Annotated in this window: 19 protein-coding genes; 5 read left to right on the top strand and 14 right to left on the bottom strand. The window is 61.9% G+C overall.

All coding sequences use genetic code 11. The annotated features are described in order from the left end of the window. The first annotated feature begins 7 nt into the window (after positions 1-7). Entirely contained in the window at positions 8-1417 is a 1410-nt protein-coding gene (locus KTJ89_RS16685) for an FAD-dependent oxidoreductase (protein WP_259358550.1), read from the top strand. Between the two features lie 393 nt (positions 1418-1810). On the opposite strand, the gene KTJ89_RS16680 is transcribed toward KTJ89_RS16685, so the two are convergent. Genes KTJ89_RS16680 through KTJ89_RS16655 form a run of 6 tightly spaced genes read right to left on the bottom strand, consistent with a single transcriptional unit; the run spans position 1811 to position 8761 of the window. After that, a complete protein-coding gene (locus KTJ89_RS16680; RefSeq protein ID WP_259358549.1) occupies positions 1811-2203 on the bottom strand; it encodes a RidA family protein in 393 nt (130 codons plus the stop codon). Then, positions 2200-2931: a hypothetical protein gene (locus tag KTJ89_RS16675; protein WP_259358548.1), complete on the bottom strand. Its 732-nt coding sequence runs from the start codon at positions 2929-2931 to the stop codon at positions 2200-2202. Before KTJ89_RS16675 ends, KTJ89_RS16680 begins: the two co-directional genes overlap by 4 nt. Continuing rightward, entirely contained in the window at positions 2928-3917 is a 990-nt protein-coding gene (locus KTJ89_RS16670; RefSeq protein WP_259358547.1) for a membrane dipeptidase, read from the bottom strand. The genes KTJ89_RS16675 and KTJ89_RS16670 overlap by 4 nt, the downstream gene beginning before the upstream one ends. After that, entirely contained in the window at positions 3914-5617 is a 1704-nt protein-coding gene (locus KTJ89_RS16665) for a hypothetical protein (RefSeq protein ID WP_259358546.1), read from the bottom strand. The genes KTJ89_RS16670 and KTJ89_RS16665 overlap by 4 nt, the downstream gene beginning before the upstream one ends. Positions 5618-5654: 37 nt before the next feature. Continuing rightward, positions 5655-7115 carry an aldehyde dehydrogenase family protein gene (locus tag KTJ89_RS16660; RefSeq protein WP_259358545.1) on the bottom strand — a complete coding sequence of 487 codons (1461 nt, stop codon included), beginning with the start codon at positions 7113-7115 and terminating at the stop codon, positions 5655-5657. A 53-nt stretch (positions 7116-7168) separates the two neighbouring features. Beyond that, positions 7169-8761 carry a BCCT family transporter gene (locus tag KTJ89_RS16655; RefSeq protein ID WP_259358544.1) on the bottom strand — a complete coding sequence of 531 codons (1593 nt, stop codon included), beginning with the start codon at positions 8759-8761 and terminating at the stop codon, positions 7169-7171. A gap of 146 nt (positions 8762-8907) precedes the next feature. Here KTJ89_RS16655 and KTJ89_RS16650 point away from each other — a divergent pair, with 146 nt between their 5' ends. The 3 genes from KTJ89_RS16650 (at position 8908) to KTJ89_RS16640 (ending at position 13055) form a co-directional block, all read left to right on the top strand. Further along, positions 8908-9804, top strand: a complete 897-nt coding sequence (locus KTJ89_RS16650) for a LysR family transcriptional regulator (protein ID WP_259358543.1) — start codon at positions 8908-8910, stop codon at positions 9802-9804. Positions 9805-10073: 269 nt separating this feature from the next. Further along, complete coding sequence (locus tag KTJ89_RS16645; RefSeq protein WP_259358542.1) at positions 10074-11747, top strand: APC family permease; 1674 nt, start codon at positions 10074-10076, stop codon at positions 11745-11747. A gap of 555 nt (positions 11748-12302) precedes the next feature. Next, entirely contained in the window at positions 12303-13055 is a 753-nt protein-coding gene (locus KTJ89_RS16640) for an OBAP family protein (RefSeq protein ID WP_259358541.1), read from the top strand. Between the two features lie 99 nt (positions 13056-13154). Here KTJ89_RS16640 and KTJ89_RS16635 read toward each other — a convergent pair whose 3' ends face one another. The 3 genes from KTJ89_RS16635 to KTJ89_RS16625 all read right to left on the bottom strand — a co-directional run bounded on the left by KTJ89_RS16635 (position 13155) and on the right by KTJ89_RS16625 (position 18521). Further along, positions 13155-15143 (bottom strand): acetoacetate--CoA ligase, encoded by a 1989-nt coding sequence (locus KTJ89_RS16635; RefSeq protein ID WP_259358540.1) that lies wholly within the window; start codon positions 15141-15143, stop codon positions 13155-13157. A 419-nt stretch (positions 15144-15562) separates the two neighbouring features. Continuing rightward, positions 15563-17092 (bottom strand): Na+/H+ antiporter NhaC, encoded by a 1530-nt coding sequence (gene nhaC / locus KTJ89_RS16630; protein ID WP_259358539.1) that lies wholly within the window; start codon positions 17090-17092, stop codon positions 15563-15565. A 4-nt stretch (positions 17093-17096) separates the two neighbouring features. After that, entirely contained in the window at positions 17097-18521 is a 1425-nt protein-coding gene (locus KTJ89_RS16625; protein WP_259358538.1) for an alpha-L-fucosidase, read from the bottom strand. 330 nt (positions 18522-18851) lie between these two features. On the opposite strand from KTJ89_RS16625, the gene KTJ89_RS16620 reads away from it, so the two are divergent. Then, on the top strand, positions 18852-19586 hold the full coding sequence (locus KTJ89_RS16620; RefSeq protein WP_259358537.1) for a FadR/GntR family transcriptional regulator: 735 nt from the start codon (positions 18852-18854) through the stop codon (positions 19584-19586). A gap of 105 nt (positions 19587-19691) precedes the next feature. On the opposite strand, the gene KTJ89_RS16615 is transcribed toward KTJ89_RS16620, so the two are convergent. The 5 genes from KTJ89_RS16615 to KTJ89_RS16595 form a co-directional block, all read right to left on the bottom strand. Next, entirely contained in the window at positions 19692-20453 is a 762-nt protein-coding gene (locus tag KTJ89_RS16615; protein WP_259358536.1) for an SDR family NAD(P)-dependent oxidoreductase, read from the bottom strand. 75 nt (positions 20454-20528) lie between these two features. Next, positions 20529-21410, bottom strand: coding sequence for a fumarylacetoacetate hydrolase family protein (locus KTJ89_RS16610; protein WP_259358535.1), 882 nt, complete (start codon positions 21408-21410; stop codon positions 20529-20531). A gap of 104 nt (positions 21411-21514) precedes the next feature. Continuing rightward, a complete protein-coding gene (locus KTJ89_RS16605; protein ID WP_259358534.1) occupies positions 21515-22507 on the bottom strand; it encodes an aldo/keto reductase in 993 nt (330 codons plus the stop codon). Then, positions 22504-23406, bottom strand: coding sequence for an amidohydrolase family protein (locus tag KTJ89_RS16600; protein WP_259358533.1), 903 nt, complete (start codon positions 23404-23406; stop codon positions 22504-22506). Before KTJ89_RS16600 ends, KTJ89_RS16605 begins: the two co-directional genes overlap by 4 nt. After that, positions 23403-23819 (bottom strand): RbsD/FucU family protein, encoded by a 417-nt coding sequence (locus KTJ89_RS16595; protein ID WP_259358532.1) that lies wholly within the window; start codon positions 23817-23819, stop codon positions 23403-23405. The genes KTJ89_RS16600 and KTJ89_RS16595 overlap by 4 nt, the downstream gene beginning before the upstream one ends. Positions 23820-23823 lie beyond the last annotated feature (4 nt).

Here is a 23823-nt window from a genome sequence, read left to right as displayed (position 1 = left end):
GAAAACCATGCCCGCAATTCCCTTCAGAGTGGCCATCATCGGTGCCGGTCCCGCCGGCATCTACGCCGCCGACCTGCTGACCAAGGCCGAACATGACCTGGAACTGAGCATCGACCTGTTCGAACGCCTGCCCTCTCCCTTCGGGCTCGTCCGCTACGGTGTCGCCCCCGACCATCCGCGGATCAAGGGCATCATCAATGCGCTCATCAAGGTCCTCGACCGTGGTGACATCCGCCTGTTCGGCAACGTCGAATACGGGGCCGACATCAACCTCGGCGAGCTCACCGACCGCTACGATGCGGTGATCTTCTCCACTGGCTGCTTCGTCGACGCACCGCTGTCGCTGCCCGGCATCGACCTGCCGGGTTCCTATGGGGCCGCGGACTTCGTCAACTGGTACGACGCCCACCCGGATGTCGCCCAGACGTGGCCGCTGGATGCGGAGAAGGTCGCTGTGCTCGGCAACGGAAATGTCGCCCTCGACGTGGCTCGGGTGCTCGCGAAGCAGGCCGATGACCTGCACACGACGGAGATCCCCGACCATGTGTATGAAGGACTGAAGTCCTCGAAGGTCACCGATGTCCACGTGTTCGGACGGCGTGGCCCTGCGCAGGCGAAGTTCACTCCGCTCGAGCTGCGTGAGCTCGGTCAGGTCGAAGACGTCGACGTCATCGTCTACGCGGAGGACTACGAGTTCGATCAGGGGTCGCTCGAGGCCATCGAGTCGAGCAACCAGGTCAAGCAGGTGACGAAGACGCTCACGGACTTTGCGATGCGGGAGGAGACCGGGGCGAAGCGCCGTCTGCACCTGCACTTCCTCCACGCACCGGTGGCCATCCTCGGCGAGGATCGGGTGACCGGTCTGCGCACGGAACGTCAGGAACTCGACGGGACCGGTGGCGTCAACGGCACCGGGGACTTCCACGACTGGGACATCGATGCCGTGTACCGGGCTGTCGGCTATGCGGGAACGCAGCTGCCGCAGCTGCCCTTCGATGAGGCCAAGAAGGTCATCACGAATCACGAAGGACGCGTCGTCGACGCCGATGATCAGGGCCAGGCTGCCGAGGCGGACGTCATCCCCGGCGTGTACACGACCGGATGGATCAAGCGCGGACCCGTCGGGCTCATCGGTCATACGAAGGGCGATGCGCTCGAGACGATCGGACACATCCTCGACGACCAGGCCGCCGGGGCGCTCACCGAACCCCTGTACCCGGAGGAGTCCTCGATCGTCGAGCTGCTCGAATCGAAGGGCGTCGACTTCACGGACTGGGAGGGCTATCACCGGCTCGAGGCTGCCGAGAAGGCCCTTGGTGTGGCCGAGGGACGTGAGCGGGTGAAGATCGCGACCCGTGAGGCCATGCTCGCCGAGGCGCGCGCCCACCTGACCGCGGACGCGAACGCCGGGAGCTGACCCGGTGGAGGCCAAACTTTCAAACTGATACTTGTAATTGCATGTTTACAAGTATCAGTTTGTCAGTTTCCACATTGTTAGCTTTCTGCCGAAACATGATTGACTCAAGGGAATCCCGCAGCGGCGACGGCACACCACACCAGCCGCGGCACCTCCTACACTTCGGGCGCCACCCGTCACCGGCAGTGACATCTCCACCCTGTGCAACGGGGTGACAAGTCGCTGTCGGTGCGTGATGGTTCGGGTCACCAGCGTCTCCGGTGCCCTTTTCGCACAGAATGTGCGCTCCTCTCGAGATTTCGGTGTCGTCATGTGTGAGGTCCCGACCAGCACAGCTGATCGGGACCTCGACTGAGATCGAGTTCGGTCAGGATTCGCCCCCAGCCGGGGTTCTCAGCCGTCGCTCTCGTCGGCGACCACGGCAACGGCGTCGATTTCGATTCGCTTGTCACCGCGGAAGCGGCTCACCTCGACTGTGGTCCGAGGAGGAAGCGTCCTGGTGCCGAAGCAGTCGAGATAAGCCTCGTTGTAGGAGTCGAACTCATCGAGGTCGGCGAGGAAGACAGTCATCTTCACAATGTGGGACAGAGAGGAGCCTGCATCGGTGAGGGTGGCCTCGAGATTGGCGAATGCGGCACGTACCTGGTCGCCCAAGTCTGATGGGATGCTTCCGTCTGCGGCTGCCGGGATCTGCCCGCAGGCCCAGACGATTTCATTGGCAGTCGCCGAAGCGGAATAGGGGCGAACCGGTCCCGAGGAGTGTTTGCGGTAGGTAATTTCAGTCATCTCTTGCCTTCGTTGTCGATTTGTTTGAATCCCTGGGCCAGATGGTTGATCTCTACCCACAGTTCGCGGTCGACCTCGGTGCCTGCCAGCGCGGTCTCGGCTCGTCGGGACTCGAGGTCGGCGGCGGAAGTGATTACTGCTGAAGTGGTGAACGGCAGGAAGGACTCCTGCCGACTTCCGATGTGAGTGCGACAGTTGTCCACGGTCAGGTCGGCTCGGGCTTTGGCAGACTCGATGTCGAGTTCTGCACGGCCGAGATCGCCGGTCGGCGTGGCCCAGCGGATGCGCAGTGCATTGTCGTGTCGTTGGGCAGCGAACAGGGTGCGGTCGGCACGCCGCGCACCGAGCCGAAGCGGATTGTCGATACAGGCATTGAGCTCGGCCAGCCGTACGTCGACGACGACAGTTTGATCGGAACTTGTGGCAAGGTCGACAAGGGCGGGCCCGAAATGCAGCGTCTTCAGCGCGGACTCTGAGGTGACGACGAATCGCAGATGCTCAGGATGTTGATCGCGTGTCAGCGCAGTCGGCGTCTTCGTCCATTTCTCGTGGCAGATGTCGATCAATGACTTCAGTCCGGTTCCATAGTGGACTTGGGTGAACTGCGTGGCTTCGGCACTGTCCTGTGCCTCCCCATGGCTGGCCCCGGCGACACGAAATGCCCGGTAGGGCATTTCGAAAAGCTCCCGCAGGCTGAGCCTGATCGTGGATTCGGTCATCGTGCTCATGCACCCTCCTGTCCGGGAAATACTTCATCGAAGACGCGCAGCCAGTTCTCGCCGAGGATGCCGCGGACTTCGGTCTCGGTGAATCCGACCGCGAAGAGTCCGTCGGTGATTCGTGGGAAGTCCTCAGGGCCGTTGAACCACTGCGGCCAGGTCGGCCAGGTGGCAGTCTGAGTACTCGGGGGCCGCCATCGTCCGCTGCGCAGCCATTCCACGAAGCTGTCGTCCCAATGTCGTGTGCAGTCGCTGCCGAGACCGACCCGGTCGGGTCCGACCTGATCGGCCAATCGACGCACCATTTCGCAGAACCCCTCCAACGTGGCCTCGGCGCCGCCGATGACGTTCGGATAGAGGCAGCACCCGATGACACCTCCTCGTGAGGTCACCGCGGTGATGACCTCATCGGGTTTGTTGCGGGGGTTATCGACGAACCACGTCGGGTTCGAGTGGGTGACGGCCACTGGTACAGCTGACGCCTCGGCGGCCTCGATCGATGTGCGGTTGCCCACGTGAGACAGATCGACGAGGACTCCGGAGGAGTTCATCTCCGTGATGATATTTGTGCCGAAGCGGGTCAGACCGCTGTCATGCGGCTCGTAGCAGGAGCCGCCGACAGTGTTCTGGTTGTTGTAGGTCAGCTGCACGATCTTGACCCCCAGCTGTGCGTACACCTCGACGAGGCGATAGTCGTCGCCGTAGAGACTCGTGTTCTGGGCACCGAGGAGAATCGCGATCTTCCCCGCGGCTTTCGCTTTGCGGATCTCGTCACTGGACCCGGCCAGCACCATGAGATCGGAGTTCCTGCGGGCGAATTGGTTCCACTCGCCGACAGCTCGGAGGCTCTCTTCGATCCCTTCCCATACGGTGATGGTGGCGTTGGCTGCGCTCACCCCGCCGGCAACGAGTTCTTCGAGAACTGCGCGAGACCAGTTGTTGATCTGGAGGCCATCGACGACGATCGCGTCCTCATGCGTTGGGCTGATGTTCATACGGTGATCTCGCTTTTCGGTCGGAGGGGAAACATCCAGTTATCGGTGTATTCGCCAGAGTTGATCTCGGACAGGCGAGGTGCTCCCGAGAACAGCGTCACCCGCAGCCAATCGGTGGACTGCGGATTGAAGTTCTCCATCCCATAGACCGACAGTTGAAGCCGCTGCGGATTGAGGGGAACGAAGCTCGCCGATCTCAGATTGGCGTGGACCTCTCCGTATGGCAGTGGGCCGACCTTCTGCACACGTGCGACCGCTGCGCGGTGTTCTGGTACAGAGAGCAGGAATTCAGCCACCAGCGTTTCGTCCGGAAGCTCAGCCACGGCGGAACGGAGCCGCCACACCTGCTCGGCGATGTTGACCCCGTGCTGGAAGGCGAGTCCGCGATCGACCGCGGAGTCGCCTCGACGCGGCTCTTCACTCGTCTGGGAGGTGAACCAGAAGCGGTCGAGTTCGCTTTCGTCGGTGAAGTCGAACGAATCGATCCATCTGTAGTCGTCGTTGATCCTCTCGCGCAGTCGGCTGATCGTCCACGTCGGGTCGACATGGCGGTCCTCGACGCAGACGAGTCCGGACTCGACCTCGGCATCGAGATCAGACGTGAGTTCGGTGAGAACAGTCGCGACTATACCGCGGACTTCTGGTCCTATCTCTTCGGCTGCAGCGTGAAGGGTGCGCCATGGAGCATCGATCTGGACGCCGTGCATGGTGCCGTTGCTGACGTATTCGCCTGCGAGAACGCGGAGGGGGTCCAAGGCCGTCGCAAGCGCGCTGCCCGAGGTGAACGGCTCCGTCGTGCCATCACCCTGCTGGTGCAGATAGATCGAGAAGCGTTCGAGCAGGTCGCGGACTCGGCTCGCGGCCTCACTGTCCGGTCCGTCGTCCCGTTCGAGGGCACAGGCCAGCGGGTACTCCCGCGTCCACAGCCATGCGTTGAGAATCTCCGGATGATTCACAGCGTAGGGGACGAGGCCGAGCCCTGTCGCATTGCCCAGGCCGAAGTATCGTGACCATTCGCCGCTGAGTGTTGCCGCGGCGGGGCTGCTGGCTTTTGCACAGTGCTCGGCGAGCTCACAGCTGAATTCCCGGAACAGCCAGGCGGCGAGCATATGGGCGCGGTAGGGAGTCGAGAACACGTGCCCGGGCAGATAGCTCTCAAAGTCGCGCATACCGAATTTACCGTTGCTGTAGAACGCTGTCGACCGCAGAAGATAAGGAGAGAGCCCGAAACCGTTGGGGTCAGGTTGCTGGCCGTTCGCCAGGTCGCGAACAACCTGGTCGAAGAAGCGCACGCTGCGATTGGCGCGACCCCAGATGATCGTGCCGGGCACTGCTCGTCCCTCTTCTTGGACGGTGACCTGAGAGCGCAGGTCTTCGATGTCGGCACCGGTTCGCCTCCCTTCGAGGAGAGCGCCGGTGACATCCCACGCTTCGGCGATGACTCGGTCAGTGCGAGCGTCCTCACCGATGATCTGAGAGAACAGAACCATGGTCATGACCTGGCTACCGTCGATTCGGATCTCGTAGGCGGCGGTGCCGCGTCCGAGATCGTCGAGGTCGAAGAGCGCACGGTGGAACGACCACCGTCCTGAACCGAGTTCCCTGATGAGCTGACGACTGAAACTGTGACGGGTGGAACGGGCTCCGCCCATGTCGGCGGGATCGCATACGACCGACGCGGGCCGCATGGTGGTATTCATAGTGTCTACTCCCTTTCGCAGAAGCATGATGAGCGTGTCAGGCCTGAGGTGACAGGCGATGATAGGCGGCCTTCGTGATGCTGAAGAACTCCGCGGCTGAGTCACTGGCCTGTTCGCGCGGCGCAGGGAACGACGATGCTGCGAGTCCACCGAAGGGTGCGTGGATCTCCGATCCGGTGTTGGGGCTATTGACCTTGATGAGACCGGCCGTGAGATCTTCCAGACACCGGCGCACGATCCGTTCATCATCGGTGAAGACCGAGGCAGTGAGTCCGAAGTCGGTGTCGTTGGCGATCTCGAGGGCAGAGTCGAGGTCACCTGCGCGCATAAGCAGCGGTACGGGACCGAAGACCTCTTCACGAGAGATCGCTTGGTTCCTATTGCCCTCGAGCAGCGTCGGAGGAACCCAGCATCCCTCGGAGTCGGGGACCGACGCCTGCGCGATGACCTCGGCCCCCTCGGCGACGGCCCGATCGATAGCGGCACTGATCTCGTCGGCCGCGCGGGCATTGACCACTGGTCCGAGATCCGACTCGACGCTTTGTCCCGGTCCGACGCGAAGAGCCTCGAAGCGTGGGATGAGGGCCTCCCGGAGCGCATCATAGGCGTCGCCGACGGCGATGATGCGTCGAATCGCCGTGCACTTCTGTCCCGTGCTGTTGGCCGATGCGGCGATGATGAGGTCCGCAGTGCTCTCGATGTCCGCATCGGGGAAGACGAGAGCGGGGTTGTGCCCGCCCAGCTCCATCTGCAGGCGTGCACCGCGCCCGGTGACGATGCCGCGGATGTGCTCGCCGACAGGAACCGAACCGGTGAACGTCACGGCTGCGATGGCGGGATTCTCCACAAGGTGGGTGCCTAAAGGTCCCGGAGCCAGGACGAGGTTGAGCACACCGGCCGGAACTCCGGCTTCGACGAGGATCTCCGCGAAGGCTACGGCGCAGGCGGGAGTATCGCTGGCGGCCTTCCACACGACGGTGTTGCCCCACAGCAGGGCCGGAGCGATCTTCCATGCAGGGATCATCACAGGGAAGTTCCAAGGAGTGATGACAGCGACGGGACCGAGCGGCCGGCGAACCGTGCGCACGACTTCCTCTGGATGCGTGGCTGGGAAGGTGGCGCCGTTGGGCCGGCGGGCCGCTCCAGCATGGTAATGAAGGGTCTCGACCGTCCCGGCGACCTCGATCCGCGAGTCTTTGAGGGTCTTGCCGTGCTCGCGTGTCATCAGCACAGCGATCTCTTCGGCGCGGGAGGCGAGTATCTCTGCAGCACGGCGCAGTATTGCTCCGCGGGCCAGGATCCCTGTCTTATCCCAAGTGCGCCCGGCTGCCACAGCCGCGTTGGTTGCAACGTCGATCTGCGCGGCAGTCGCGGTCGGATACGTTGCCACTGCCGGTCCCGATGGGTCTGCCGGGTCGATGCTGTGCGCTTCGCGCCCGGCTCCGAGCGTCCAATCCCCATTGATGAGATTCCGCAGCTGGAGTGTTTCGGTGGACATGAGAGATTCCTTTCCTGGAGGTTCACCCGGGTCTCGGGCTTGCTTGGTTTGGGTCAGAGCTGATCAGTGGGAGCCGGCGACGCAACCCGCGTGGTCTTCGACGTGACCACACCTTGTTCGATGGCAATGCGACGGAGGAGGACAGGTGCGCCGAAGAGCGAAGGCAGCATGACGAAGCCGACGGGTACTGCCGCAATGACGATCGCGGATTGGAGGGCGTCGATGCCGCCGTCGCCGATAGAGATGAGAACGGCAGCTGCGGCGCCGATGAGCACGGCCCAGGTCACGCGCAGTCGCGGGCTGGGCTCGCCCTGTCTCATACACGACTGAGAGATGGCATACGACATCGAATCCGTGGTGGTGGCGACGAAGGTCATTGTCAGAAGCAGGAAGGCGATGGCGATCAGGGTCGACAGCGGCAGCTGTGAGGTGATGGCCATGATCGCGGCAGGAAGTCCGTCATCAGCCAGCGGACCGGTCACCGCGCCGGGATTCTGCTGGTCGAGTGAGATTCCGGTGCCGCCGAGGACCGCGAACCACACGGTTGTTGCCAGCGGCGGGAGGACAGAGGTCCCGATGAGCAGGTCGCGGGCGGTGCGCCCCTGTGAGATGCGAGCGACGAAGATCGCCATCAGCGGGGCGTAGCCGAGGAACCATCCGAAGAAGAAGACCGTCCAACCGGCGACCCACTCCTGGTCGCCCTGGTAGAGGGACAGAGGAATGAAGTGAGTGATGTACAGGCCGAATCCACCGACGAAAACCTTGAGGACGTACCAGGCCGAACCGAAGACGAGAACTAGGGCCATGAGCCCGATGGCCAACCATACGTTGATGCGGCTGAGGAGCTGGATGCCCTTGTTGATTCCGGAGAAGACGCTGACACCAGCGACGGCAGTGAGAACTGCGATGAGGCCGAGCTGCACCCAGTAGACATCGGGGAAGCCGAAGAGCGACTGGAGGGCGTAGGAGATCTGGAGACCAAGGAATCCGACCGGACCGATTGTGCCGGCGGCTACAGAGATGATGCTGACTACGTCGACGACTGACCCGATGGGACTCGTCGCGGCTTTCTTGCCGAGGATCGGGTAGAGCAGGCTGCGGGGACGCAGGGGTAAGCCTCTATCAGCGGCGATGAGCATGACGATTGCTCCGAGCGATCCGAGGATCGCCCACGCGAGGAACCCCCAGTCGACAAAACTCACAGCAAGAGCTGCAAACACGCCCTGCATGGTGCCCTGCTCGACGTCGTCGAATGCCGGCGGGACGGAAGAATAGTGGTAGAGCGGTTCGGCCGCCGCCCAGAACACGCCTCCACCGGCAAGCAGCGTGGTCATGATCATCGCGACCCACTTGAAGCGGCTGTACTCGGGTGCCCTCATTCCACCGAGGCGAGCCCGTGACCACGGAGTGAAGATGAGTGCGACGGCGACAAAAAAGGTGAGCAGCAGAAGTACCTGCCAGTATGCACCAAACATCGACGCCGCGAGGGTGAAGCCCTTGCCCACTCCCGTGCTGATAGCGGAGGGGAAGACGAGGGCGGCGACGACGAAAGCGGCGAGGATTCCAGTGCTCCAGCCGGCGGTGGGCCAATCGATGGTGGTTTTCGGTGTGTTGCCGTGGTCGGGAGTAGCTTCGGTGGTACTCAAGGCGGTTCCAATCTGCTGAAAGGTCGTCATCGTCCGTTTTTCCCACAGAACTGAGAATGTGGGGTCAAGCTCACAGTAGATCTCTCGATCATTTCAGTCCAAGACTCATATGTGATCGATTGATTCGGAAACATTATCGTTGCAGGATGGTGCCTATGGAGCTTCGACAACTGAGATTTGCTGTGGCCGTGGCCGACGAGTTGCATTTCGGACGGGCGGCCGATCAACTGCATGTGGCACAGCCGTCGCTGTCTCGGCAGATTCGTGACCTTGAACGCAGTCTCGGGGTCGAGCTCTTCGAACGCACGAGCCGCAACGTGAAGCTGACGTCGTCGGGGGAGTTCTTCATCGAAGCTGCCAGGCGGACCATTCGGATGGCGGAAGCGGCGCGCGAAACAGCGGCTGCCGCTTCGAGGGGGTGGATCGGGCGTGTCAGCCTGGCATTTGTCACATCAGCTGCTGAGGAGCTGCTTCCCCCGTTCATCGCTGAGCAGCGTGCCCAGCGCACAGGGGTCGAGCTGGATCTACGTGAACTCAACTCGGTTCAGCAGGTCGACGGGCTGCTCAGCGGGGTGATCGACCTCGGGATCACTCGAGACCTGGCGCCGGTGACTGGACTGACCCTGGCGCCGTTGTTTCGCGAACCGCTGCTTGCGGTTGTCTCCGATCAGCACATGCTTCGTCACCGCCGGATCGTCGGAATCGACGAATTCTCCGGCGGAGACTTCGTCTCACTTCCGCGCACCAGTGCTCCACGGACATGGAAGCTCCTTGACGCCATGGAACTGAGAACGGGCCAGTCATGCAGAGTTGTGCAGGAGGCGCGACAGTTCACGACGCTGCTCGCATTGGTCAAGGCTGATCTCGGTGTTGCATTCGTTCCGCAGTCGGCTCGACGTTTGCGGGGGGACGGAGTCCATTTCCTTCGTCTGCGCGACTCCGAGGCGTTTAGTGAGGTGCAGGTGGTGCGAAGGGACGACGAGAGCCGTCCGAGCGTGCTTGACCTCCAGCGTCTGGCGGAAGCGACGGCCGGCCACAGTTGAAACTTCGAGTGGAAAGGAGTGGGCAGCGAGGCTGCCGCTTAGACCGTCGCCGGGGACCGACCCTGCCGGTTCGGGCAGCCTATCCACCTGGGCCCAATTCCTCACATAGTGACCCTCAACGTTCCACCATTCGACCCCGAACACCGAAAAGACGTGTTCGGGGTCGTTTGAGTCTGTGACCTTGCCGTATAACACGGCTATGTAATTGACATCACACACCGATCGGAGAAAACTAGCGGCGGATAAACTGCCGTCTACCCTCGGAGGCAATGATGCCCTCACCCAATTCCCTGTCATCGGGCTCGCCCACGAGCGTGACCGTCGTCCATGACAAAGGGCTCAAACGCGATATCGGCAAGACCGGGCTGCTCTTCACCGGAGTCGGGTCGATCATCGGCTCCGGTTGGCTCTTCGGTGCCTTCGATGCCGCGAGCATGGCTGGTCCGGCCGCGATCCTGTCGTGGGCCCTGGGCGCGGTCCTCATCATCTTCGTGGCCCTGAACTATTCCGAGCTGGGTGTCATGTTCCCCGTTGCCGGCGGTGTCGTGCGCTACCCGCACTACGCCTTCGGTTCGTTCGCCAGCTACACCAGCGGGTGGATCACGTGGCTGTCGGCGGCGGGAACCGTCGGCATCGAGGTGCTCGCGGCCGTTCAGTACGCCTCGAGCTATATGCCGTGGCTGATGGAGTCGAAGGAGGGGGTGCTCGTCCTCACGGTGCCGGGCATCTTCGTGAGCATCGCGATGGTCGCGGTCTTCTGCGTCATCAACATGTTCGGCGTGAAGTTCTTCGCCCAGTTCAACAACGTGCTCGTGTGGTGGAAGCTGCTCGTCATCGTCCTTGTGTTCGTCGGGCTGGCGCTGCTGGCGTTCGACCCCGGTCACTTCCACATGCCCGAGTTCGGCGGATTCGCCCCCAACGGCATCGCCCCGATCTTCGCGGCCCTGCCAGCGGCGGGCATCGTGTTCTCCTACCTCGGATTCCGCCAGGGAGTGGAGTTCGCCGGTGAGACGAAGAACCCGCAGAGGAACGTGCCCTTCGCCGTCATCGGTTCGATCGTGCTCACCGGCATCATCTACATCCTCCTGCAGGTCGCGTTCATCGGCGCCATCCCCACCGATCTGCTCAAGGACGGTTGGGGCGGACTGTCGTTCTCGAACTCGGCGGGACCGTGGGCAGAGATCGCGATCATGCTCGGCGCGATGTGGCTGGCGATCATCCTCTACATCGACGCCGTCGTCTCACCGGCGGACACCGGTCTGATCTTCACCGCGCTCACCCCGCGGCTGTCGTATTCGCAGGCGCGCGTGGGCAATGCGCCGAGTGCCATGACGAAGCTGAACAAGAAGGGCATCCCGTGGTTCGGTCTGCTCATCACGTTCATCGTCGCCTGCTTCCTGTTCTTCCCGTTCCCGTCGTGGGCGAAGATGGTCGGGTTCATCACCTCCGGCACCGTCATCTCTTTCGGCTCCGGCCCCATCACGGTCGCGGCCCTGCGCCGTCAGCTGCCCGACCAGGAGCGTCCGTTCCGCCTGCCCGGCGGAGACGCGCTCCCGTTCCTCGGATTCCTCGCTGCGAACCTCATCGTGTTCTGGACAGGGTGGGACACGAATTGGAAGCTGTTCCTGGCCATGGCGCTCGGTTACGTGGTCCTCGGCCTGCACTATGCGTTCAGCGACCGCAGCAAGATCCCGCCGCTGCAGTTCAAATCCGGTTGGTGGATGATCCTGTGGCTCGGCGGACTGGCCGTGCTCAGCCTGCTGAGCAACTACGGTGAAGGCGCCATGGGCGTGCTCACGTTCGGCTGGGGCGAGTTGGTCTGCACCATCTTCACCGCCAACGTCTTCTACGTCGGCATCAAGACCCGCCTGAAGTCGGCGGAGGTCGTCGCCAACGTCGAGAACACCAAGGAGACCGCAGCCGAACACATCGACGGGGAGTGATCGTCGTCCGATCCAGACGGGCCGCAGCGTCGGATCTCACTGTCGCTGCGGCCCATGTCCTATGCTCGCCCCGTCATGGCCCCGACACGTTCCGTGCCTGCGAACCGGGCCGATACAGAGTTCTCGGACAGGGGATCATTGGTGGTTATCTCCTTGATGCCAAGAGAAGTAAAACGTGTGGTGACGCGAAGTTTGTCTGAGTCTTGAGAGGTTATTGACGGTGCTCGGCCGGGAGCCCAAGATGAAATCAATTCGCCGCTCGATGGCTTGTGCCAGTTGAGACCGGAGGGGTTTTACTTCGGGGCATGATTCGAGGAGGTCGATAGTGGGAAAGAAAAAGAAGCAGTTCCGGACACCGTGGAGCATCCTGACGATCGGAACACGCGGGAAGACGAGGAAAAGACGGAAGCCGGGGAAGCTGACACTGACCCGACGGAGGACGAGTAGTTCGAAGAGTGTTCCAAGACGGGGTCGTTTGAAGGATTGGCTCACGCAATAGCCCGCAGGTCTTCTGCAGGGGGTTCAATCGTGTCACCATCCGCCATACGATGAATCATGGAACTGACACACATGAAGAGCTTCACCACCGGACTGACTCTCGGCATCGGCGGCGTCGCAGCGGCTCTTGCCGGGCGCAGGGCCATGAGCAATCTCAAGACCAGCAAGGGCCACCCTTGGAAACACCGGGTGTTGGACCTGGGCTCCGCGTTCCTCCAGCGAAAGTATCCGCTGGAGGCGATGAGCACATATCTCGACGGCCTGCACATGTATGCGGACGAGACCGGACGCCAAGTCCATGCCGCTCACTTCTGCATCCACTTAGAACACGACCTGCACCAGTGCGTCATCTTTGACCGCAACGCCCATGACGCCCGTCTGATCGGCATCGAATACATCATCAGCGAAGACCGGTTCCGATCCCTGCCCGAAGAGGAGAAGCAACTTTGGCACAGCCACCATTATGAGATCAAGTCCGGTATCCTCACCGCCCCCGGCGTTCCGGAGATCGCCGAACACGCCTACTTCGAGGACTTGGTGAAGACCTACGGCAAGACCTTCCATACCTGGCAGTACGACCTCCACGACTTCCCCTATGGTGCCCCGCAGTTGATGATGGGCTTCACCGAGGATGGGCAAGTTCGCGAAGAGGTGGTTCGGGAGCGAGACCGCGAAGTCGGCGTCTCGACGCAGCGCAACCGCGAGCGCCGCGAGGACATTCCGATGCCGGTGGTGGCACCAGGCGCGAACTCGTGGGAAGGCGGAAGCACGATGCAGACGACTCTGCAGGAGACACCCGTCAAACGATAGAACCTGGACGTGTCGGAGCCGAAAAACGGTCAGTTACTCCGAGCCACTGCGAAACCGCCTCCCGTTCATACGTCGCCCGCAGTACTCGACATATGGCGCTCAGTCACCGGCGCCGCCGTCCGGAGCAAACCGCACAAAATACTCCAGCGCCTCGAACGAATCCACAGCATCCGGATTCGCCACACGTTCCAGATCATGCCCCTGGATGAGCCGCTTCACCGGAACCTCGAGTTTCTTCCCCGTGCGAGTGTGCGGAATAGCCGGGACCGCAATGATGTCATCGGGCACATGCCGCGGCGACGCCTTCGACCGCAGCTCCCCAGCAATCCGCTCCCGCAAAGCAGAATCAAGAGAAACCCCCGACGCCAGCACAACGAACAACGGCATCCAGTACCCGCCGTCGGGCTGTTCGGCACCGATGACCAGGGATTCGGCCACCTCGGGGATGCCGTCGACGACGTCGTAGATGTCGGCGCTGCCCAGGCGCACCCCCTGCCGGTTGAGGGTGGCGTCCGAGCGGCCGGAGATGATGACGCTGCCGTGGTCGGTGATGGTGATCCAGTCGCCGTGGCGCCAGACTCCGGGGAACATCGAGAAGTACGTGTCGCGGTAGCGCTCACCGTCGGGGTCGTTCCAGAACTTCACCGGCATCGACGGCATCGGGGCGGTGATGACCATCTCGCTGACCTCGCCAATCAAAGGCTGGCCGGAGTCGTCCCAGGACTCCAACGCCACGCCGAGGATGGGCCGCGAGAGCTCCCCGGCCCAGGTCGGACAGTTCGGAGCGGACCCGGCGAACCCGCTGACGACGTCCGTTCCGCCGCTCGTCGAGGCCAGCTGCACGCGCTCACCGACGGCATCGCGCACCCACGGGAAGCAGTGGGCGGGCACCGGGGCACCCGTGGCACCGATCGTCCGCAGTGCAGAAAGATCGAATTCCTTGCCGGGTTCGATCCCGGCCTTCATCCCGGCCAGGAAGATCCCGGGACTGACCCCGAGCACATTGGCCTTCGTGTCCGCGGCGATCTCCCACAGTCGACTGGGCCCCGGATAGAGGGGACTGCCGTCGAAGCACACCGTGGTCGCACCGCCCACCAGCGCCGAGGCGACGAGGTTCCACATCATCCAGTTCGTATTCGTGTACCAGAAGAACCGGTCACCCGGCCGGATGTCGAGGTGGAGACCCAGCAGCCGCAGGTGATCGATGACGACCCCGCCGTGGCTGTGCACGATCCCCTTGGGAATCCCCGTCGTGCCCGAGGAGTACAGCACCCACAGCGGGGTATCGAAATCAACGCGCGCGAACTCGGGCTCAACATCCTCGGAGGCGATATCGTCCCAGGCGGTGAGGTTCGTGATCTGACCGTGTTCATCGATGAAATCCTCGCCGAGGTTGCCCACCCCGACCACGGCCCGCAGGCTCGGCATCCGGTTGGCCAAATCCGCGACCTGGTCGCGGCGGTCAAAAGCTTGACCGTTCCACAGGTAGCCGTCGGCGGCGAAGAGCACCTTCGGTTCGAGCTGGCCGAGTTTAGTCGCGGCACCTTCGGCGGCGTAGTCCTGAGCGCAGGCAGACCAGATGGCGCCCACCGAGGCAGACGCGAGGAAAGCGATGAGGGTGTGGTGGGTGTTCGGGAGGTAGCCGACGACACGGTCGCCTTCTCCGACTCCTTGGTCGCGCAGCCAGGCGGCGACGGATCCGACTTGGCGACGCAGTTCTCGCCAGGTGGTCTCGTGGCGCTCGCTGGATTCTCTGATGGTGATGATGGCTGGTTCGTCGGCGAGTTTGTCGTCCAGGCCGGCTCGCAGGGCGTGTTCGGCGTAGTTGAGTCGGGTACCGGGGAACCAGGTGGCGCCGGGCATGGACCGATCAGCGAGGACCTCGGTGTAGGGGTCATCGGCGATGACGCCGAAGAAGTCCCAGACCGCGCCCCAGAACCCGTCGAGGTCGCTCACCGACCATTTCCACAGATCGTCATAGTCGGCCATCGTCTGGCCGGTGCGCTGGTTGGCAAAGTCGATGAAGTCGGCAATCTGCGGACGCGGGGTCTGATCAGGGTCGGGAAGCCAGATCGGTTCAGCAGTCAATTCTTCTCCTCAGCACAGCAGTGGGCGACAAGCGTGGTCTCCACCAGCCGAAACTAGGTGAACTTACTCTCTCTGCAATGGAGACATTGTGTCCACCTTACGTCGGACTTCAACGACGATGAGGAAACGTGGACTTGAGAACACGTCGACGGTGGAATCGGATGCCGGTGTGGAAGACGGTTGTCGACACTAAAGTTGGCAACTTTGACTAAATAACTTCGGCTGCTTGTCCTCTCAAGTTCAACGGGAAGGTGCAAGGACGTTCGCTTCCAAAACAGAGTAAGCGACGGGGAGAAGCTCCCGGAGTGGCCGGCATATTACGACGTTCCAGCCCCTCCGAAGGCGGTTGCGTTTTTGATAGCTCGTAGTGCGTATGAAACGTTGTTGACCGCGACGATTCGAAGATTGCCAGCTACGTCCTACTTGGATATGCACTTCTTGACCTCTTGGTACTCTTCGTAGTCATCGCTCTTCTTGGTGATCTTCGAGACTGCGAACCCGGTGAATCCCCATAACAACGCAAAGAACACACCGGAGTAACAGAGGACTGCCCACGGTGCATATTCGAGTGTTGGAACTCCCAATGCGGAAGCCATGAATACACCTGCCAAGGTCCAGGGGAGGATCGGTTCTACCACGGTGACGGCATCCTCCATCGTGCGGCCAAGATTCCGAGCTTCGAGACCGCGCCGAATGTATTCATGGCGGAGCATTCCACCGAGAATTAGGAACGAGACCGTCGATGTGCCGGTGGCGGCGATGAGCAGAACTCCGCCCACGACGGTGACTGCGATGAGCTGGCCGTTCGAATGGACTACCTTCATTAACGCGCTCATGACAACGTCGAGCGAACCGGACACAGTCAATGCGGCGACGAACGCGAAAGCACATACGACAACAAGGAAGATCGTCGTCATCGACTCCATTCCGCCTCTTTCGAGCAGCGTGGGGATAGCTTCAGAAAGTGAACTCACATCGAGGTTGGAGTTCTGACTGGTGGAGAACATGTCCATCGTGAATCCCGACATCATCGAGAGCGCAGTGTCTTTGAGAGAGAAGCCTTGACCGAAGACTGCCAGCAACGATGCCGATGCGGCAGAGGTCAGCATCACAGGCACCGTCGGCATCCGCATCAATGACCCTACGACGATGATGACCACCGGGATCAGCAACAACAAACCGAATGGCATGGCCATGTGGAAGAGCTCCTGCAATTGGTGAAGGAACTTATCCATTGTGTGGACTTCGGCAGGCGCGCTGTCCGAATACCAGAAACCCGCGATCGTGTAAACGATGACGCAGACGATTGCGCCGGGGCCCGTGGTCCACAGCAAGTGCTGGATATGTTTGTACAAATTGACTCCAGCCGCAACGGCAGACAAGTTCGTGCTGTCGGACAGAGGGGATATCTTGTCACCGAAGTATGCGCCGGAGACCAGGGCTCCGGCGACTGCAGGCAATGGAGCCCCCATTGCGGTGGCCACACCGATGAAGGCCGCCCCAACGGTGCCAACTGAGCCCCAAGAGGTACCAGTCGCTACGGACAAGATAAGCGTGACCAGGAAGGCGGTGACAATAATGAATTTCGGGCTGATCGCTTCGACTCCGAAATACACGAGCAGCGGAATTGTCCCGCTGGCCACCCAAGACCCGATCACTACGCCGACGCAGAGGACAATGAGGATAGCCGGGAACGCCTTGGAGAATTGCGTGACTAGCGCGTCTTCTATTTCCTTCCAACTATGACCGAGCCAAATGGAGAGAAGTGCGGCGTACGCGGCTGCGATCATCAGCAGGATTTCGACTCTGATGTCGAGTACGGTCACACCGCCGATGATGACCACAAGCATGACTACGATCGGCGACATCGCTAACGCGAGATTTGGAATCCTCGCCTTTGTCTCGCCAACAGGGCCTGCGTCACCAGAGGAATTGATCTGCTTGCGCATAGGATCACTCACCGTCTATCTGCAACTTGATAACAATGGGCAGATCCGTCGTCAGCGGCGTCGGCGTACTGATTGCCTCGCTGAGTCGGATTGAGACGTGCTCGCTCGACCCTTGTTTTGAGTCCCCGCCGTTGACGTCGAGCAAATGGCTGGCGACTCCTTCGGGATCGCCGAGCAACTCCCACCCGAGCACTGTCAACGATCCCTTAAGCCTCAGTCTCACGCCCTCTGGCCGCCCAATTATCGTCACGTATCGTGCGCCAGGACGCTTGGTGACGAAGACACCATCATCGGACGGGATGAGATCCGTGGACGGTGAAGATTCGTAGATGGACTCGCCGTTCGTCTCCATCCATCTTCCGATTTGGAGTAGCCGCTCCTGCTGGATTGCGGCGATGCGCCCATCCGCGGTCGGACCGACGTTGAGCAAGAAATTACCTCCGCCGGCTACAGTGCGTACGAGCATCGCGATCAGCTCCGCGGCACTCGAATAGTCCTCGGCAGACTCTGCGCGATTGAATCCGTAGGACCCGCCGATTCCGCGGCTTTCCTCCCACGGGTGGTCCGTGCCGAAGCCTTCGATGTCTTGGTATTCCGTGCTGTAGATGTCTCCATGGACGCCCGGCATTCCTCGGTGGAGGCGGTCGTTGACAACCACTTCGCTGCCGTTCGGTGCTTTCTCGTAAAGCCACGAGAGCATCTTGCGGGTATCTGTGTAGTCCTCGTCAAAGTCCCACTCGCCGCCATCGGTGTAGATGACCGACGGGGCGTAGTCTTCGTTGAGTTCAACCCATTGTTGATGCAAGATCTCGCGCGGATATTCCTCCGGATCTATGCCGTGTTTCTCGGCGTCTTCCTGAGGGATGAAGTAACCGTCGTCTACCCGGTGCGACCGATGGGTTTCCCACTCGGGGATCGAATAGTAGAGTCCCATCTTCAGACCTGCTTCGCGAACCGCCGTGGTGAGGTCACCGACCAGGTCACGTCGTGGTCCGACATCAGCGGAATTCCAGTTTCGCTTGTTCCTGTTTGCGGTCGGCCACAGGCAGTATCCGTCGTGGTGCTTGGAGGTCAGGACGACGTACCTTGCGCCGGCGCGAGCAAACAGTTGTGCCCAGGCCTGCGGGTCGAAGAGCTCCGCGCCGAAGTCGGCGGCAAAGTCACGGTAGCTTTTTCCCGGATACATTGCCTGATGGAACGAGGGATCAGCATTGCGGTAGGGCCCGTAGACGCTTGCGTAATACCACTCAGCGTAAGAACCGAACTGTTCATCGTTGAGAGTCCGCCAGGCTGGTACCGAGAAGACGCCCCAATGGACGAAGATGCCGAATTTCGCCTTTCCGTACCAGTCAGGCAGTTCTCGGGCATCTAGCTCTTCCCAGCTCTTTGAAATCTGGTTGCCGAATCCGCTGTCGGTCTCCCGGGACATTGGGCTCCTCTTCTTTTCTGGCACAGATGCGCTGGATTTCACGAACGCCTTGCGCGTTAGGGGTAGGGGCGGATCAGGCAGCTGCACCCTTGAACAACACCAAGTGATCCGATGTTTGTAATCTATAACACGTTCATGCTCATGGTCAATGAATCTGCGTCTGCGCGGATATGCGCCGTTTTCATTACTTTCTCCGCGCCCGGGCGCAGGTTTGATTGTGTAAGCTCGCCAGATACATCCCATGTGTCGCCGATGTTTGGTATGCGGCTGGCTGAGTTCTCTGAATGCGACGACAGCGAGAACGGACGGAAGGTGTAATAGGTTGGGTCCATGGCACTGACGGACGACGCACTCGAGAAGATCAAAGAACTCATCGTCAGCGGTGAGCTCGGGCCAGGGGACCGCCTCCCACCCGAGGCCGAACTCTCCGAACGGCTCGGTCTCTCACGCAATTCACTGCGAGAGGCGGTGAAGGCTCTCGATTTCATCAACGTCCTCGATGTCAGGCGCGGGTCCGGCACGTATGTCACTTCCCTCGCCGCCGAGGACATGGTCGAGGCAGTGTCGTTTCTTGTTGACGTCCACGCGTCAGGGTCTTTGCGTGAGATTCTTGAGGTCCGGCGCATCTTCGAAGCTGAAACCGCCTATCGTGCTGCCTCACTCATCGACGAGACTGGCCTCGATGAGCTTCGGGCCACGATCGCTGACACTGACCCGACTTCGATCGAGTCGTTGGTTGCACAGGACTTCGAGTTCCATTCCACAATCGCCCGCTATGCAGGCAATGACTACCTGGCAGCAATGCTCGAAGCCGTCTCGGTGAAGACCACGCGAGCTAGGACGTGGCGCGGGATGAGCGAAGACGGAGCCGTGGAGAAGACGCTGAGCGAGCATCGCGCGATCATCGATGCGCTCGCCGCCGGTGACGCGCGTCTGGCTCAATCGATCATGGTTCTGCACGTCACCGGAGTGCAGCGTTGGGTCGACCATGTCGATGTCGACGACGAGGATGCCATCGGTGCCGAAGCCGACATCGCCCAAGATCTACAGCCTTCAGGCGACTGATCACATGAATCGGCTGCTCTGATACTTGACGAAGCGCAACGCCGAGGCGGCTGTGCGCGGAGATCCGTTGTTCCCGCGCACAGCCGCCTCGGCGTGTTAATCGACTTATTCGGAGCGCAGTCGCAGCCCCTGCATACCTCCATCGACGGCCAGCGTGGAGCCAGTCGTCGAGCCCTGCAGCGGGCTGGCCAAGAATGCAATGGAACGAGCCACTTCCACCGGCTCGACAAGTCGACCGTGCGGTTGCCGGGCATTGAGCTGACGCAGCTCCTCCTCGGGGTTCTCCGCCTTCGACATCAGGCCGCCCATCACCCACGGGGTGTTCGCGGTACCCGGGCACACAGCGTTGACACGGATGCTTTCGCGGACGTGGTCGGCCGCCATAGCCAGGGTCATCGAGTAGATGGCCCCCTTGGTCGCGGAGTAGAGGACTCGCTGGGGCAGTCCGGCAGTGGCGGCGATCGATGAGGTGTTGACGACGGCGGCGTGCTCCGACTTGCGCAGGTACGGCAAGGCCGCGGCGGTGACGCGGGCGACGGACACGACGTTGACGTTGAGGACCTTGTTCCACTCGGCATCGTCGTTCGCATCGACCTGGCCCTGAGCACCGATACCCGCGTTGTTGATGACGATATCGATTCCGCCGTATTCGGTGGCAGCAGCCTCGACAGCAGCCTGAACCGAGCCTCGGTCGGAGACGTCGCACTGCAGGCCCAGAGCGCCAGTCGGTGCGCCGTCGGGATTGAGGTCGAGGACGGCGACGTTCGCACCGGACTCCAGCAGCAGCTCGGTGACGGATTTGCCGATGCCTGAGGCCCCTCCCGTGACGATCGCGGTCAGTCCGGAGAATTCTTCTGATGTGCTCATTTCATTTCGGCTTTCTCAATAGTTGTGATCCGTGTACGTCGAGGAACTCCGGCCGAGCTGGCCGACACCGTCTGTTCAGCCCAACAGCAGGTCGGCACCGACTCCGGCCGGAACCTCGACTTGGAAGAATTCCTGGCGCTGCCGGCCGAGTCCTTCAATCTCGACTTCGGACACATCGCCGGGAACCAGGTAGGGGAATTTGCCGGACAGTGCCACACCCTTCGGAGTTCCCGTGGAGATGATGTCGCCGGGTTCGAGCTGCATGTACTGGGAGAGGCGGAAGACGATGTCCTCGACGGGGAAGATCATGTCCGAGGTCGACGAACCCTGGCGCGGTTCGCCGTTGACCCAGCTGGAGAGCGAAAGATCGTGGGCATCGATGGCGTCCGCGGTCACGAGGACCGGTCCCAGTGGCATGGAGTCCTTCACGCACTTGCCCTTCGACCACTGTCCGCCTGAGTGGACCGACTGGTAGTCGCGCTCAGACAGGTCGTTCGCGGCGAGGTATCCGCCGATTACGTCCAGTGCTTCCTCTCGGCTTTCGAGGTAAGCGGCCTGCTTGCCGATGACGATGCCCAGCTCGACCTCCCAGTCGAACTTCTGTGCCCGCGGCGGGATGCCGATCGCGTCGTACGGACCGGTGATCGTGTTCGGTGTTTTGAAGAAGATGATGGGCTGTTCGGGGGCCGGGTCACCGGACTCGGCCGCATGCTCGACATAGTTCTGTCCGATGCAGATCACCGCGGACGGGCGGGTGATCGGGGCGCCGATGCGCTGGCCCTCGACATCAACTTTTGGCAGGCTTCCCGCTTCGAGGGCCTGTGCCACGTGTGCAGGACCGTCGGCCCAGAACGCCGGGTCGATATCACTGACAACGCTGCTGATGTCGAAGTGGTCGTCGCCGACGCGGACAACAGGCGTCTCCTGATCGCGCGCGCCGATTCTCATGAACTCCATAGGGTATCTCCTTCTGCGGGTGTTTTGACGGGACCGAAGACTCGGTCTCTTGCTGTGGGGGTGAGCGGGCAAGCGCCAAGCCTGTCCGGGACAGACCTACGCACTCATTCGCCGAATGACTTCGGGTCGACTGCGAGCAGTCCGGCCGCGACGGCGTCGGTCCAGAAGGCATCGGGTACCGGCTGGCGGAAGAGTTCCGCGTTCCGTCGGACCTGTTCGGCGGTGCGCATGCCCACGGTCACGTTCGTGACGGCCGGGTCCCGGTAGCTGAATGCCAGCGCTGCTGCTGGAAGAGTCGTGTCGTGCGCGGCCGCGAGTTCAGCGAATTTCTGTGCCCTCTCTATGATCGGGGCCGGGGCATCCTCGTAGTTGTACTTCGCCTGCGCAAGCGGATCCTCGTTGGCGAGGATGCCCGAGTTGAAGACGCCGACGTTGACGACCCCCACGCCGCGGCGCTCGCAGCCGGGGATGAGTTCTTCGCGTCCACCCTGCTCGAGCAGCGTGTAGCGGCCGGCCTGCATGACGAGGTCGATATCGGTCTCGCGGACGAAGCGGGTGAGCATCTCGGCCTGGTTCATCCCCGCGCCCCAGGCTCCGATGACGCCTTCGTCGCGGAGCTGATTGAGCATGGGTACTGCCCCGTCGATCGTTTCGGTCCAAAAGTCATCGGGGTCATGGATAAAGACGATGTCAATCTTCTCCAGGCCCAGCCGCTCGAGGGAGTCCTCGATGGAGCGTCGTATGCCGTCACGGGAGTAGTCGCGCACGCGCACCCGGTCCCCGGGCACCGCGAAGCCCTCGTCATCGAGTTCGCGCGGCTGGTCAGCCGGACGGATCAGACGTCCGACTTTCGTTGAAAGCAGGAACTCGTCTCGCGGGCGATCGGACAGAACCTCGCCGAGGCGGCGCTCACTGAGCCCGAGACCGTAGTGGGGAGCGGTGTCGAAGTAGCGGATGCCCTGGTCCCAAGCTTCCGTGACGGCCCCGATGGCTGTTTCGTCGTCGATGCTCCGGTAGAGGTTCCCGATCGGCGCTCCGCCGAAGCCGAGGTTGCGCTGGTCGTGCAGTCGGCGGACGACAGGGTTCTTGATGGTCATGATCGATTCCTCAATCCATAGAAGTCGGTGGCGGTTCCGCCGGAGACCGCGGTCGCCTCTGCGGCGGTGAGTCGCTTGCGGAACTCTGAGTTGGCTGCGTCCATCCACTCGGAGGCCGTGAGATCGTGGGCCAGGGTGGAGACAGGATGGTCGGTGCCGAGCATCGTGCTCTGTGCCCCGAACACCTCGATCATCTCGAGAAAGTCGCGGACGAGTTCATGTGCGCGGGCGACATCGACAGGGCCGGTGATCTGCCCTGGCAGTCCAGAGAATTTCACGTGTAGTCCGGGCAGGCTGGCAAGTTTTCGCATCGACTGGGCCCAGCCCTCGCGACCGGAGATCCGACCGTCGGGCAGGGGTTTGCCGAGGTGGTCGATGACGAGGCCGGCGGCTGAACCGCGGGCCTCAACAATCGAGACCAGGAACCGGGAGAGTTCCGGCAGCTGGGCGCTGCGGACGCAGATGTCGAATGTCAGCCCCGCCTCGAGGACAGTGATGATTCCGTCCCTCAGCACTGGGGCCGCCGGTGACGATTGGAGCTCGAGATCACCGAGGGGACGGCCCTCGAGATTGTCCCGTACGCCCACGACGAGTGGATTCTCGCCCAGTTTCGCAAGCCCCTCGCCGAGGTGGGGGTCGGTGAGGTCGACGGCCGCTACGAGTCCCGAGATGGCTGGGAATCGGTGAGACAGTTCGGTCAGCCATTCCACCTCGGCGGTGGTTTGGTCCGTACGTGCACCGGCCTCGATGACGACGGCTCCGGTCGTCGACGACGGAATCTCCTCGGGCAGACTTGTCTGCGGCAGCTGAGGAATCTCTGCCATCCACGGGTAGTCGAGTCTGCTCCTGTCCCACAGGTGCAGATGCGCGTCGACGACTGGCGGTGCTGGCGTGCTCATGCGGTGACGACCCCGACGGTGAGCAGGAGGTTGGCGTACTGGCGTTGATCACCGGTGGCGATGACGACGGCGACATCGGGTTCGCGTGCGGCGTCGTAGAAAGCGAAGCGCTCGTGACCGGTGAAGGAGACACTGGGCAGAATCTCTTCGTAGCCGGTGACGGCGGGGGCCTTCGCGGAGTCCGCGTTGAGCATGTACTCGCAGGATTCGACCGTCAGCGTCCGGCTCAGCGGGGCCAGGATCTGGTCGACCGTGAGCAGTCCGGGTGTGACGTTCAGTGCGATGCGTTCGGCGGTGGCGGGCGCTCCGGTGACGTGCGGATAGTTGCAGTCGGCAAGCAGGATCTTCGATCCGTGGCCGCACCGCGCGAGTGCCGCCAGCAGCTCCGGGTGAGTGATCGGTGTGGTGAGCATGGAC

It is taken from the genome of Brevibacterium sediminis, from assembly GCF_024895295.1.
In the GTDB taxonomy this organism is placed as follows: domain Bacteria; phylum Actinomycetota; class Actinomycetes; order Actinomycetales; family Brevibacteriaceae; genus Brevibacterium; species Brevibacterium sediminis.
Note: the sequence above shows the minus strand (reverse complement) of the source record. Positions and strands in the feature narration are given on the sequence as shown.

What these genes read in the sequence shown, in the direction of transcription:
- KTJ89_RS16685 (WP_259358550.1), top strand. Translation starts at nt 8, where the DNA reads ATGCCCGCAATTCCCTTCAGAGTGGCCATCATCGGTGCCGGTCCCGCC.
- KTJ89_RS16680 (WP_259358549.1), bottom strand. Translation starts at nt 2,203, where the DNA reads ATGACTGAAATTACCTACCGCAAACACTCCTCGGGACCGGTTCGCCCC.
- KTJ89_RS16675 (WP_259358548.1), bottom strand. Translation starts at nt 2,931, where the DNA reads ATGAGCACGATGACCGAATCCACGATCAGGCTCAGCCTGCGGGAGCTT.
- KTJ89_RS16670 (WP_259358547.1), bottom strand. Translation starts at nt 3,917, where the DNA reads ATGAACATCAGCCCAACGCATGAGGACGCGATCGTCGTCGATGGCCTC.
- KTJ89_RS16665 (WP_259358546.1), bottom strand. Translation starts at nt 5,617, where the DNA reads ATGAATACCACCATGCGGCCCGCGTCGGTCGTATGCGATCCCGCCGAC.
- KTJ89_RS16660 (WP_259358545.1), bottom strand. Translation starts at nt 7,115, where the DNA reads ATGTCCACCGAAACACTCCAGCTGCGGAATCTCATCAATGGGGATTGG.
- KTJ89_RS16650 (WP_259358543.1), top strand. Translation starts at nt 8,908, where the DNA reads ATGGTGCCTATGGAGCTTCGACAACTGAGATTTGCTGTGGCCGTGGCC.
- KTJ89_RS16645 (WP_259358542.1), top strand. Translation starts at nt 10,074, where the DNA reads ATGATGCCCTCACCCAATTCCCTGTCATCGGGCTCGCCCACGAGCGTG.
- KTJ89_RS16640 (WP_259358541.1), top strand. Translation starts at nt 12,303, where the DNA reads ATGGAACTGACACACATGAAGAGCTTCACCACCGGACTGACTCTCGGC.
- nhaC (WP_259358539.1), bottom strand. Translation starts at nt 17,092, where the DNA reads ATGCGCAAGCAGATCAATTCCTCTGGTGACGCAGGCCCTGTTGGCGAG.
- KTJ89_RS16625 (WP_259358538.1), bottom strand. Translation starts at nt 18,521, where the DNA reads ATGTCCCGGGAGACCGACAGCGGATTCGGCAACCAGATTTCAAAGAGC.
- KTJ89_RS16620 (WP_259358537.1), top strand. Translation starts at nt 18,852, where the DNA reads ATGGCACTGACGGACGACGCACTCGAGAAGATCAAAGAACTCATCGTC.
- KTJ89_RS16615 (WP_259358536.1), bottom strand. Translation starts at nt 20,453, where the DNA reads ATGAGCACATCAGAAGAATTCTCCGGACTGACCGCGATCGTCACGGGA.
- KTJ89_RS16610 (WP_259358535.1), bottom strand. Translation starts at nt 21,410, where the DNA reads ATGGAGTTCATGAGAATCGGCGCGCGCGATCAGGAGACGCCTGTTGTC.
- KTJ89_RS16605 (WP_259358534.1), bottom strand. Translation starts at nt 22,507, where the DNA reads ATGACCATCAAGAACCCTGTCGTCCGCCGACTGCACGACCAGCGCAAC.
- KTJ89_RS16600 (WP_259358533.1), bottom strand. Translation starts at nt 23,406, where the DNA reads ATGAGCACGCCAGCACCGCCAGTCGTCGACGCGCATCTGCACCTGTGG.
- KTJ89_RS16595 (WP_259358532.1), bottom strand. Translation starts at nt 23,819, where the DNA reads ATGCTCACCACACCGATCACTCACCCGGAGCTGCTGGCGGCACTCGCG.